Origin of the sequence: Parachryseolinea silvisoli, assembly GCF_021190955.1 — a bacterium.
Taxonomy (GTDB): Bacteria; Bacteroidota; Bacteroidia; order Cytophagales; family Cyclobacteriaceae; genus Ohtaekwangia; species Ohtaekwangia silvisoli.
The window spans coordinates 1-12,864 of sequence record NZ_JAIOAO010000008.1 but is presented as its reverse complement, the minus strand read 5'-3'; the positions used below and the strand labels follow the sequence as shown (position 1 = coordinate 12,864).

Genomic DNA, 12,864 nt, shown 5'->3' with positions numbered 1-12,864 from the left:
TTGTCACTTTTTGCCCGTATTGTTGTCGTAAGGGCACCGCGGCGGTATAGGTGTGGAAAGGTATCTTTGTATCATAAACCAACCAAAATACCATGGAAACCAATAACACCATCTCTAAGCCACGTCTGTGGACAGGCCGTATCATGAGCGCCATCGTTATCCTGTTTATGCTGATGGACGGCGTGATGAAATTTGTCAAGCCCGAGCCGGTGATCACGACCACTGTCAAACTGGGGTACCAGGATCATCACATCGTGTGGATGGGATTGCTGGCGCTGATCCCGACGATTCTGTATGCGATTCCTCAAACGGCCATTCTGGGCATCGTCCTGCTGACCGGCTTCTGGGGCGGTGCGATGAATGCTAATTTCCGTATAGACGAGCCGTTGTTCAGCCATATTCTGTTTCCGGTATACCTGGCGATCCTGGGTTGGGGTGGTCTCTGGCTGCGCGACGCACGGTTACGGGCGATCTTTCCCGTGCGATCCTAACAAATAGCGGTATACGAGGAGCATGACAATGTTTTCGGACATTGATCGCACCTCGCTTATATACATTTTTGCGTTTTGGCTGAATAACTTTTTCCGCAGCGATTATAGCCAGGGCATTGCAGGCCCTGGCATTCAGGGGATAATATCCGCCATTTGTCTCCTGAAAAAACTCAACGCCCACTGCGTGTGTCATAAATGATTCGGGAAGCGACGCGCAGGTGTTGGTCAGTATAATGGGCGTTGCGTCGCCTTGTCGTGTGGGGATGTAGTCACTGTAGGTAGTGTCTACAGCCACCGCAGTGGCTTCGTAGGAGATGGTTGCTATGCTGCTGACGAGCCGGAAGTGTGTGGCGCTTTTGGGGGCTTTTATGAAATGGCGGCCTTGCGGTGTGAAGGTCGTTGTGTGGGTGTGGAGGGCTTTTGTTGTGCTATAATCGGCGGTGAGTATTTTCTTTAACGACGTTTCGTTGTTAAAATTCAGATCGATCAGATAGCGAAGGTCGCCGTACGCGAGGCGGCGTTCTTTGAGAGATGTTGCCGGGTCGGCTTTGATCGCTTTTGCGATCGCGCTGGTTATGCGACTGGTCATGTGTGTGTCGGCCAGTGGCTGGAATAGCGGATAGAATGCAGCGCGTAGCGCTTTGACAAACATCGCGCCCCGCGCAAACTGGGCATTGTGCTCGCGCACGAGGGCAAAGGCGGGATCGGTCAGGATACGTTCGGCGTTCACGGATGTGACGTTACGGATCAGCCAACCGTATTTCGGATGCCAGTAGTATACCTTGTCGCCGCATTTGCCTTCCAGTTTGATGATGCTTGTTTGTTTGCCCATGCTTGCGTGTCGTATTTTTGTTTTATACAGTTCGTGTAGTGTGGTAACCCCTGAATTTATACTCTGGATTTTTTCTATGCAAGATTGTGGGAAAATTGTGGAGAAGTCATAAATAGGTTCAAATGATTATCCTGCATAAACCCTGCGGTCGCCCCGTATGTCCCCTTGCTATAACTGTTGTTTAAATCCTTTACAGACTGTCGGGGATAGGGCGGGGATACGTCAACCATGGCTTTAGTACGGCTTATGTATGGTTAATCCCCGGGATTGATACGGGTATGATGGGTTGAATCACGGGCTATGGTATTTTTTCGGTACTGGGTTTTTGAGGATATTTGGCCCTTGTCAGCATACCATTGGCTATGTTCTGGCGGAGCAAAGGAAAGATTGTATGACAGGATGGTTCATTGCCGGTTGGTTTTTGTTATTTATTTTTTTCTGCCAGTATAAGGTAGCGGGCATGTTGCGTTATCTCCAGCATTTTCAGGAAAAGGGATTGCTGCCGGCCGCGGAGTATAAAGCTTTGTATGGCCAGTGGTCGGGGCGGACGCGGTTTTATGTGAAGCTACCGGATCATCGCCACTATGCTTCGCTGTACGCGGATCCGGGCTTTGCGCAGTTTACAACACTGGTGCGTTTTGCTACGGTATTTTTTATCGTCACGGGCATTATGATCCTGTGGAAACTCGGATCTTAAATGACAGCAGGTGCTGCCGTGGTTTTTTTTGCTAATGTGGTGTCGGGATGTGAGTTAGTGCCTGTCAAGTAAAGTGCCGGCTGATGCGTGAAATTTATTTACATGGAATAGTGTCTTTTTTCTTACGTTGCCGTTACTTGCGCGGCCATTTCGCTGTTACAGATGCGGGGGGAAACGGATTAAGAGAAGACATGAGGCGGTTCAGGCGTATTAAAATCAAGGGATACAAGGGGTTATTAGATGGCTTGCTGGTATCGACGGGGAGAACGTGGACGTTGTTGCGCGATAATCCGTATGATTATTTGTTGGATGGATTTGTATTTGTGCGGAGGAAATTCCTTTTGCGCGAAGTGGAGTCGGAAGCCGTCACATTTAAACGTGAGATCTTCGATCTGAAAGGCGAGTTCCCGGACAATTATCTCGATCTGAATCTCGATGCTGATCGCGAGCTTTTCGCTCATTTCCAGAAAAAAGGTGCACTTATTTCGGTTGCACGTCACGTGGAGCACAGCATTTTGGTGGGCTGGGTAGAGGAGGTTTACGAGCGGTCTTTCCGGTTGCGGTTGGTCGATCGTCGCGGGATTATTCTGGGTACGCGCAGCCTTTCGTACGACGTGGTTCGTTCGGTGGGGTTTGGCAACGATTATTTAAAGTCGTTGATGCTGATGATGCGGTCGCCGAAGTACCTGCGGGTGTTGGATGGGCAGGAGGGAAGTGTTGAGGTGAATAAGTGATTGCAAGTCGGACATTTGTCATAGGAAGAATATAGGCAGAAGTGTATTATTGCGGCCAGATTTACCGGAATGATGACACGAGAAGAACTACTGCACCAACGAAGCGGATCGATATGCGAGCTTTGTGGAAATACTGAAACGTTACAAGTCTATGACGTGTCGCCCGGTACGGGAGACGCAGATAAAAGCATTCTTGTTTGTGTGACGTGCCTCGAGCAGCTACAAGGCATAAAACCTTTGGACGCCAACCATTGGCGTTGTCTTACTACCAGTATGTGGAGCACGGTACCGGCGGTGCAGGTAACAGCCTGGCGTTTGCTCACCCGGCTATCGCATCACGGGTGGCCTCAAGATCTTCTGGACATGCTTTACCTGGATGACGACACGCTCGCGTGGGCGAAGAGTGGTGTAGGTGAGGAGGAGTCCGCAGTGGAACAGCACGTGGTACATAAGGATAGTAACGGCACTATACTAACGGCGGGAGATACGGTTGTGCTGATCAAAGACCTTGATGTAAAGGGAGGTGGTTTTACGGCGAAGCGTGGTACTGCCGTGAAGGGCATCGCGCTCGTGGAGGATAATGCTGGTCAGATTGAAGGTCGTATTAATGGTCAGCAGATTGTTATACTGACGCAGTATGTTAAAAAATCCGCATAACCAAAACTAAAGGTACTGCCGTGTCTTCGTGTATTCCATGCATGGCAAATGCCTCCTTGTCCATTATGCAAAACAGCGCAAACGAAAGGAATCCTGTTTAATGGTGTTTTTTGACGATGGAAGATATTTTTTTACCGTTGAACAGGATGTGTCCGAAGTTGTTTTTATCTTCGCGCTACCCAATAACGTCTCCGTTGCAAATCGCGTCGTCAATTTGTTTTGAGGCTGCATGGGGTTATCTATCTATCGCGACCTGTTGTTGTTTTCGTTGTTCAGAACGCCTCGTTTGCGTTGACCCTATCGTGCGTGGTCGATCATGAGTTGTTCGCTATGAACCGGATGCCGGCTGTAGGTTGTCTGTGATTTTGAATTCGTCTTTTCTATGAAATATATCCGTGGCCGTTTTTTGCTGAAGGCATTTGCCGTGTTTTTTCTATTGGAGATCATTGCCAGTACCGTCGCACCGGCGGTATCGTGGGCGTTGACGGCGGGGCCGACAGCGCCGGAGGCGACGACCTTTGAGCCAGTGGATACGACGGATGTGGTAGATCTAAAAACCGGAGACTTTACCTACAATGTACCACTGTTAGAGGTGCCGGGTCCAGCGGGTAGCTATCCGGTGGTACTGTCGCATCACGGAAATGTTCAGCCGGATCAGGAAGCCTCCTGGGTGGGTTTGTCGTGGAATGTAAACCCCGGTGCGATCAACCGTATGGTAAACGGCTATCCGGACGATCACAGTGGCGTCAACAACATCACGCGTGATTTTTGGGAAGGTGGCGAGACAGACGAGTATACCGTGGGTGTTTCCGTGGGCCTAGCCAAAGCCGCCAGTGTGAGCGGCTCGCTGAGCTACGCCAACGATACGTATCGCGGCAATGGCATTGGATGGTCGGCAACGGCCGCTGTTAATGGCATCACCTATGGGGCGGGACAGACGCCGTACGGACAAGCATACACACAGGTAGGCGTCACAGCGGGGGGGAGCTTTGGTAGCGGCACAGAAACAGGCGTCCGTGCAAATGTCATGTTTAACACGGCTGGCGGGCTAAGCGGCGGTGTAGGCGTATCCAGTAAGTCTATTATGGACGTCTCCATCAGGACGGATTTTAAAGGGCACTATACGCCTGGCGTAACCCTGGGCGGCGTCAGCTCCGTGCACAATGGCCGTGCCGGGAAAGTGAGCACTAAAAACGAGGACGACGTACTCGAGATTCCCATCGTACAGGCCAACATCAATTTGCGCTTGGGGCGATCCTATCAGCGGTATTGGATCGATGAGAGTGAAGACATCAGCACGTATGGCTCACTCTATGGAGAGAACGTAACACCTGGACGCTATGTGGCATTTGATACCTATGACCTGTTGGATACCCAGCTGGGTATGGGATATCACACCGACGGCGAAACCGTATTGGGCGGCAGCTTTTCTGATGTAGATTCTTATTCGGTTACAGCGCAGGGATTAGGAGGTGCGATCAAGCCGATGTTCTACCAGCGACAACTTTACCACCAGACGAAGGTGTCGGACACTCAACAAAAGACATTCGTGCACAGCTATGTGTTACAAGGGGCGCTGAACGGAGCCAAAAACGATTTTCGATTTATCGGAGATTTTTCCAATCGGATAGAATACGATGCTCCCGAGCTGGAGGTGTCGGGCACGGCTCTGAGCTATTCGTTTAGTGGTGATCTGAAAACCGGCCTGACCGATAACGACGGGTACACCGACGACGGTCGGCTGATCGGATCACGGCATATAAACTGGTATAAGAATAGCGATATTTTATCGTCGAATGCCGCTTCGCGCGAGGGTTTTATGAACGCCGTTGGTGTCACACGACCGAACGACGCGCAAATCGGTGGTTTTTCCATTACCAATGAAAGCGGCGTGACGTACCACTACGCCCTGCCCGCCTACAGCTTTGATGAGGTCACGCGATCACAAAATACCAAGCTCCAGCAAGAAAAAGGGGGCTTATATTACAACCAGGTGACCCGACCGGAAAAGTATGCCTACACATGGCACCTGACCAGTGTTACCGGTCCCGACTTTGTCGACCGCAATAATGACGGGATGGTCAATGACGGCGACTGGGGATACTGGGTCCGGTTTGATTATAAAAAACACCTGGATGACTATAAATGGCGTAATCCCGGCGAGGGTTATAATCCCGACATCGATGGATTTGATGTTTTTTCCGCCGGTAAAAAAGAAATATACTATCTCAATAAGATCCAAACCCAGTCTCACGTAGCGGTATTTGAAACGTTCAGCCGGCCGGATGGACACGAGGTGTCGGACTTGATGACGGGAGGATTTGCCGGCACGCCAGGCAGGTCGTTGTCGCTGCTGGGATTGAACAAGATTACATTGTATGACCGGAAAGATATGACACACAGCATTCGCACGGTCTCGTTTAGCTATAATTACTCACTGGCACCTCATACATCCAATAGTTTTTATCCCACGCTCGGCTCAGCCGCTGTGCAGCTTTTGGGCAAACTAACGCTCACAGGTGTCAAGTTTCTGGGTAAAGACGGCGCTGACCTAATGCCGGGAATCTCCTTTGAGTATGCGAAAAACAAACCGTATGAGCGTGGTAAATTCGACATGTGGGGTTATTACAAAAGCGATTATAAGGATTCGAAAAATCAAAACCTCGACCGCTTTACAACGGAAACGTCGGCAAAAGATGTGGACGCATGGTCACTTACCAATATACAGACACCGACCGGCGCGGATATTGAAATAGCATACGAAAGCGATCGTTACCAAACGCCGACATTGCATAAACGAAACGTGATGACCGTCGACTCCGCCAAGGTGAACGTAGCGGACCAGACCGTGGTAATAAAATTCGCAAACCCGCCGGCTAACCTGGCGGATTACCGGGAACTGCTCAATCAATCCAAATTAGATTTTATGTTCCGGAGATGGATCACACCGGAGCAGTTTTGTATTTGTGATGGTATAAAGTTTAATTACCTGGGCAGTTACTACGAAACAAAAAGTGTGACACTCACGAATACGAATATCGAGAAAATCACAAATAACACCATCGAAATTACCGACCAGGCGTTGTACGACTATTTATATATGGTTGTGAGCGATAAGAAGGTCAAGAGCTTCTACCGCGACGCGGATGGGGACTGTTATGATAGTGATGGCCGGGCAATCGACCCTGAAATCTCTATACGGTATCCCGTGCTGGTGGCCGGTAATTTGTTTTATTATCCTACAGCAGCGGAGAGCTACGGTGGCGGCACGCGGGTGCGGGAGATCCGCGTACGCGATATGGATAAACAGATGGTAACCTCGTATACGTATGAAGGAGGCGTGACGTCATACGAACCGATCGGAATAGGCCATGTTCATTTAGATTTTTCCGGATGGGAATTGTCTCCGCTGGTCGGATGGCACGAGTATAAACGGATTCGCGAGGCCAGTGGTGCATATTACAACCTGGTGATGCCCAATTTCTCAAAACTATTAGCGGTCTCGCGTGAATTGCCCGGGCCCGGAGTGATGTATAATCGGGTCACCGTGAAGCAACAGTCTATTCCGAAAATCGGCGTCGTAGTCAATCTTCCCACCTATATGCAGTATGTATTTGATGTCTTTAAGGAGGACATGATTTCGCTTGACCCGGGCCACCCCCAATCTACCTGGCCCGTGGCCGGTAACTATGGCGAGGGTTTTCCCTACACCAAGATACACCGAAACAAAATGACGCTGAAAGATTATACCTCGCGTATTGGAAACTTGCGGGAAGTAAACGTGTACGACCGCGATACCGGAATGCCTGTTTCACAAGTAAAGTATAGCTTCGCGCACGATGATTTCGTTGACAATCAGGCATACGAGGATCACCTGAATATTTATAATAAGCAGGGTGTACTGGAGGAAAGTACCGTGCGTGCGCGCCTGGTATTGTATGAGAAAGAAAGACGAATTCCCTACGGTCCGGATGCCGGTAATGTCCTCAGGGCTGATGAAACGAATTTGATCGGTGTTGTTTCAAAAAGAGAGTACTATCCGTCTATTGCAACCGGTCAAACGGCGACCGATTTTAAGACTGGTATAAAAACAGTTTCTAGCCGTAAAGCGTTCGACTTTTATTCGGGCGTCGTAACGCGTGAGCGATACAAGGATGGCTATGGTAACACCTATGAAAGCGAAACAGCGCCGGCGTATAAACAATATGGTGACATGGGCCCAACGGCAAGTGGTGGCGCAAACATGCTTACCCAGTTGCGTTCCGGTTATACCTACAAAATGAGTAATCAAGATAACGAGGTTCGTGAAAGCCTGGTGAGTGGCTGGGCGCAGACGTGGTCGGATGCTGTGAATGTAGCAAACCCCGAAACGTTAGCAACGAATTTTAAACAAACGGGCATCTGGCGAAAGCGCGCATACTATGTGTTTACCGGTCAGCCCGGAGCACTGCCAAATGCCAACGGCTTCTACCCGGCAGGTAGCGTACCGCTTTTTGCAGCCTGGGCAGGCCAGGCGGCCCCGACGGGATGGCAAAAAAATGACGAAATCACCTTGTATGATGCGCAGTCGCACGTGCTGGAAATGAAAGATATGAACGAACAGTATACGTCCAACAAAATGACAGCAGATCAACAAATGGTGTTGGCGGCGGCGTCAAATGCTGCGTATAATGAATATGCCTATACAGGAGGAGAAGATATCGTGAATGGCCGCTCGGGAGGTGGTATAGTGTCTGAGGCGGGCGCTGTTACTGCGGACTATGCGCATACAGGTTCTCAAAGCATCCGATTGCCCATCGGTACACGCGGACTGTATTCATCGGTCTCTGTAAGAGCGGCCGATGGTATCCGAAAAATGCACATCAGCACCTGGGTGCGTAGTGCGGACGCCGATCAACAGCCGAAAGCTTCGTTGGTATACCGCTTTGTCCCGAGTGGCGGTGCAGCCTCGGCAGAAACGACGGTGGCACTGTTGACGTCAAAAGAACGTCGGGCCGGAGATTGGTATCTGTGTGAAGCGGATGTGGCCCTACCCGGTGGCTTGGCCGCGGGAGCGCTTTTCCAAAGCCGTATCGGCAATGTCGATGCAACAGCACTGTATGTAGACGATCTACGCGTACACGCCACGGATGCGAGGATTATGTCATATGCCTACAACACGTCGCGCGAGCTGTCTCACATACTGGGAACTAATAATTTGTATACCGCCTATCAGTATGACGGATTGGGGCGTTTAACCTCAGTCTACCAGGAAAGCTTCCAACGGGAGTACGGCGCAGGCGGCGTGGCAAAAGTGAAAGATATCGCCTACGGCCACCGTTCATCCGAAAACTACAAGGTGCAGATTACTGTTTCCACGGAAGGTCCGACCGGCAATATTTATCCTTCTACGGTAAGCCTCCGACCGAATCGTGATCAAGCATTCGAAGTAAAAAGTACGTGTAGCCGATCCAGCTTGTGGACGATTGCTGTCGATGGGAAATTGATTGACCTATCGCAGCCATCGCTGACACTGGTAGATGGCACGATCGTGTTGATCGAGCAAGGTGGAGCACTTGTGACGTTCAAGAATATTCAGTCATCGCACTCCCTACACGCTTTCTTTATTCCGCGGGCGGGCGGAAAAGTTGAATGTGTATTGGACGGTAATAACTACTGTGCTACTGGCGCCTATCGCTGGACCTATCTTAACGACTGCGGCGAAGAGGTACAGTGGCATGTCACAACAGACAAGTCAACTATACCCACCGAGTTATGGGAGCAGACACCTGGCAATTGTTGCGCCTTTAATCACGATAAACCGGCGTGTCCTTGCCAAGAAAATAAATAATCATCGTACGGAAAGAGTATTGAATATACTGGAAGTTATGACAAAGAGATTACTCACAGTGTGCTTAACTGCAATGATGGTGTTGTCGTATGCGCCCGTATTGCGTGCACAAGTTTGCTTTGAGGCGCCGGTCCAGATCTGCACGAGCACGGATGCCTATTTTTTTAGCGATTGTATAACGGAGAAATTTAATAAATTCAAATGGTCTGTAGACGGCGTGGTAAAGCATGAGGAGTCGTTTCCGGTGACAAACCCGCCGCGTCCTAATGTACCCTCCTTTACGTATCGGTTTCCAACCGGAGGAACGCATACGGTGACGCTGGAAGCAAAATGTGAAAATGTGCCAGGATGCTCGCTTACTTCCTGGTTGTCCTCGCAACAAACCGTGAATGTGGTGGGTGTTCCGGCAACGACGACCATAGTAAATGCAGGTGCGAATAAGTTTTGTGATGTTGGCAGCGTTTCACTCTCTGTCGCCAATCCGATGGCTGGTGTAACCTATACCTGGCGTTCGGATCCAGCTGGTTTTACCGCCACGGGCACGTCGGTGACTATTTCCAATATTCGGACCTCTGCGTTTTATTATGTAAAGCCTGGTTCAGGTGCCTGCGCAGGGCCCGAAAGCGACGGTTACAATGTAACGATCTACAAAACGACAGTGACCCCCCAGATACGAAGCGTGTCGTATCGCAAAACGGTGCTTCGTGGTTTCGACCTGTTGGGACCTCATTATTGGCAGCGATCAATTGATGGCATGGATCAATCGTGGCTAGCAAACACGGATTGGACTGTAAGTGAGGGCGGCAATTATTATATACGTCGCTATGAGTCCTCACTCAATTGCTGGCTGGCCGCCACAGGGCCACTCATGGTAAGTATCGATTACCGGCCTACGCTGGCCACGGTGAGCCTGGTACAGCGTGAAGGCTATACGGAAGTGATCATGACCAATCCAGACAAAGGCTTTTTGCTGACGAATGCTACTTATTACTGGGTGAAAGATGGAAGCGATAACCCCGAGATATCAACCCCCTTTAATAGTCAGGAGATGATGCGGTATGACCGGCTGTCAACGGCGGGTACACATTACCTGAAAGGCCGTGACAACGAGACCGGTACCTGGGGGCCTACGCTTACGCTGTCGATACAGGTACGCCAGGCAGAGGACCTCCTGAACTGGATTGTGACCACGGCCTATGATGGTACGTACGACGAGAATGCCACCACAGAGCATATCGTAGCCCAATCGAAAGTGTACTATAGCCCCACAGGCAAGGCCTTACAGACGCAAACGCGCAATCTTTCCGCGGGTGAGATTTTGGCAGAGCAGCCGCTATGGAATCGCTATGATCAACCGGCAGGCCAGACGTTGCCCGCGCCGATGTCGCAAGGGAATTTTCGATACCAGCGCGACTTTGTAATGAATGCGGTGAATGGCGTCTACGATTACCAGGATTTTGATAATGTCAATAACGTTTTGAGCCCGGCCGAAGTAGGCACCGGCGTATCCGGTACGTTGGGATGGTATTATGGAGGGCATGTGGCTGAGACTCGCGTACCGGCATCAAAATTTCCTTACACCAGGACCTACCCGGTGGAGGGGATGCTGAACGGATCCATTTCGCTGGTGTCGGCGCCCGGCGAGCAACACAGACTCGGGCAGGGGCATGAAACGATCGGAGCGACACTCAACGTATCGGGCGACCTGAATCACTACCTCGATTGCCGACGACAGATTGGCATCCCGGATGGTAAGGTTGTCCTTGATCCGCTTCGTGGGGAGGCCGTGTTACAGATTACAAAAGATGTCAACGGCAAATATACGTGCGCTTATGTTGATAAGGCGGGCCGTATACTGGTGAAGGGGTATGCAGGGACCGGAGCAGCCTTCCTGTTGCTACCCCATACAGAAAAAGTGTCGTCACTTCGTCCGGTGGTGTTGGTCGTTATGCCGGTAGCCCAGGAGGTATCGGTGCTGGGGGCGGGGATCCTGGAATTTACCGACATCGCGACGGGTGCGGCCTATGTGCCGCAGGATGACAACGGCGACGGCAAATTGAATTGGCGGCCCGGATTTTATCGCGCACAATGGAAGAGTGGCCCGGACGTTACGCTTTCATACGCCATTCCGCTGAGCGAAGCCAGTTACCAGTTCTACGACGATGCAGGTCGTCTGTTATCGTCTATATCACCCAACGGTATGAAGGCCTGGGAAGCCGTCTCCAGTGCCGGGATACATTACGATGGTATCGATAAGACAACGTACACGTATAACTTCCTGGGTTGGCTGTTGAAAATGCAGGAAACGGATGCTGGCGTCACCCACTATGTTTATCGCAATGACGGGGGCATTCGTTTTTCACAAAACGCCCAACAGGCCAAAGACAAACATTTTTCGTATACACATTACGATGCGCAAAACCGGCCCGTGGAGTCGGGTGAGTATATAGGTGCAGGGCTGACGTTCGTACCGATGAGCGATCCTGCTTTTGCATCGTCGGGCCTAAATGGCCTATTAGAGAAAATCTATGCGGATATCAGTTGGTCAGCTGCCGACAAGCGTAGCTGGTCTAAGACTACGTACGACTTTGCCGATCCGGGTTTAAATGACCTGCACTTGCCAACGGCGTATCAGCAGCAGTTTGTGTTAGGGGCAGTGTCCATGACGGAGAATCTGCACAATCGCACCTGGTATAGCTATGATGAGCTGGGGCGCGTAACGTGGATGGCGCAGAAGGCCGCGAAGCTGCCGATGGTCTTTGTCGTAAAATACAGCTATGACTTCGTTGGCCACGTGAAACAAGTCGCAAACTTGACATATGCCATTGGGGGAGAAAAACCTCAGGAGGAATTCTATCATCATTACACCTACGATGCAGATCTACGGCTAAATAAGGCCTATACGAGCAAGACCGAAACAGGCGAGAAGTACCTGCGTGCAACGTATCAATATTACCTGCACGGCCCGTTGAAGCGCATAGAGCTAGGTAATAAAACGCAGGGCGTAGACTTTGTGTATAACATTCAGGGTTGGCTGCGACAGATCAACCACCCCGATCCGCTGCAAGATCCCGGCGGCGATACAAACGACGCCTTCGGCATGGTGCTGGATTATTATGAAAGCGACATGGATAATTTGTTTCCGACTGCTGGCATGGCTGACCCTTACCGGGGCCACAGTGTGCCGGTGGCGTTGCGCAGCACGACCACGACACACGCACCTTTGCTTCGCTTCCTGCCGACGCCACAATCTGGCGTCAGCACAGATCTTCCCACCCTCGAAGATTATAGTGCGGGCAGCCCGTTATACCACCAAATGTTACAGCACCCAACCAGTAACCCTGCAAACCGCTAACGCGAGTCCTTTATGATAAAACGTCTACAAGCTGGCCGACTTTCTTTGATCATTATATTGACTTGCCTGTTGGTGAGCATTCGTTCCTTCGGACAGACGAACGTGGTGCCTGATGCGGTGGAGCTGGCGGCATTAAAAGACCTGTATACCAGCCTGAATGGCGACAGCTGGACACCGACACGGCGTACAAACTGGCCTACGCTGGCCACCTGGCCGGCGACGGCCACGAGCGCTGTAATGGATAGCTGGTCGGGTATTGTTGTGCGGA

General features: G+C 50.8%; 8 protein-coding genes. 7 read left to right on the top strand and 1 reads right to left on the bottom strand.

The features are described 5' to 3' along the window. Window positions 1-92 precede the first annotated feature (92 nt). Window positions 93-491, top strand: coding sequence for a DoxX family protein (locus tag K7P01_RS30265; RefSeq protein WP_267298346.1), 399 nt, complete (start codon window positions 93-95; stop codon window positions 489-491). On the opposite strand, the gene K7P01_RS30260 is transcribed toward K7P01_RS30265, so the two are convergent. Then, complete coding sequence (locus tag K7P01_RS30260; RefSeq protein ID WP_267298345.1) at window positions 391-1,323, bottom strand: hypothetical protein; 933 nt, start codon at window positions 1,321-1,323, stop codon at window positions 391-393. The genes K7P01_RS30265 and K7P01_RS30260 overlap by 101 nt on opposite strands. A gap of 391 nt (window positions 1,324-1,714) precedes the next feature. Between K7P01_RS30260 and K7P01_RS30255 the strand changes: the two genes are divergently transcribed. The 6 genes from K7P01_RS30255 to K7P01_RS30230 all read left to right on the top strand — a co-directional run. Beyond that, complete coding sequence (locus tag K7P01_RS30255; RefSeq protein WP_267298344.1) at window positions 1,715-2,020, top strand: hypothetical protein; 306 nt, start codon at window positions 1,715-1,717, stop codon at window positions 2,018-2,020. Between the two features lie 191 nt (window positions 2,021-2,211). Beyond that, entirely contained in the window at window positions 2,212-2,754 is a 543-nt protein-coding gene (locus K7P01_RS30250) for a hypothetical protein (RefSeq protein ID WP_267298343.1), read from the top strand. Between the two features lie 69 nt (window positions 2,755-2,823). Continuing rightward, window positions 2,824-3,411, top strand: coding sequence for a PhnA domain-containing protein (locus K7P01_RS30245; protein WP_267298342.1), 588 nt, complete (start codon window positions 2,824-2,826; stop codon window positions 3,409-3,411). A 382-nt stretch (window positions 3,412-3,793) separates the two neighbouring features. Beyond that, a complete protein-coding gene (locus tag K7P01_RS30240) occupies window positions 3,794-9,241 on the top strand; it encodes a hypothetical protein (RefSeq protein ID WP_267298341.1) in 5,448 nt (1,815 codons plus the stop codon). Window positions 9,242-9,278: 37 nt separating this feature from the next. Next, the gene (locus K7P01_RS30235; protein ID WP_267298340.1) at window positions 9,279-12,596 is read left to right on the top strand and encodes an Ig-like domain-containing protein; all 3,318 of its coding nucleotides are present in this window, start codon (window positions 9,279-9,281) and stop codon (window positions 12,594-12,596) included. Window positions 12,597-12,608: 12 nt separating this feature from the next. Beyond that, on the top strand, window positions 12,609-12,864 hold a 256-nt coding region (locus K7P01_RS30230; protein WP_267298339.1), incomplete at its 3' end, for a hypothetical protein.

Bases quoted from the DNA above. Each gene is read 5' to 3' on its own strand.
- K7P01_RS30235 (WP_267298340.1), top strand. From the start codon at position 9,279: ATGACAAAGAGATTACTCACAGTGTGCTTAACTGCAATGATGGTGTTG.
- K7P01_RS30260 (WP_267298345.1), bottom strand. From the start codon at position 1,323: ATGGGCAAACAAACAAGCATCATCAAACTGGAAGGCAAATGCGGCGAC.
- K7P01_RS30265 (WP_267298346.1), top strand. From the start codon at position 93: ATGGAAACCAATAACACCATCTCTAAGCCACGTCTGTGGACAGGCCGT.
- K7P01_RS30245 (WP_267298342.1), top strand. From the start codon at position 2,824: ATGATGACACGAGAAGAACTACTGCACCAACGAAGCGGATCGATATGC.
- K7P01_RS30255 (WP_267298344.1), top strand. From the start codon at position 1,715: ATGACAGGATGGTTCATTGCCGGTTGGTTTTTGTTATTTATTTTTTTC.
- K7P01_RS30240 (WP_267298341.1), top strand. From the start codon at position 3,794: ATGAAATATATCCGTGGCCGTTTTTTGCTGAAGGCATTTGCCGTGTTT.
- K7P01_RS30250 (WP_267298343.1), top strand. From the start codon at position 2,212: ATGAGGCGGTTCAGGCGTATTAAAATCAAGGGATACAAGGGGTTATTA.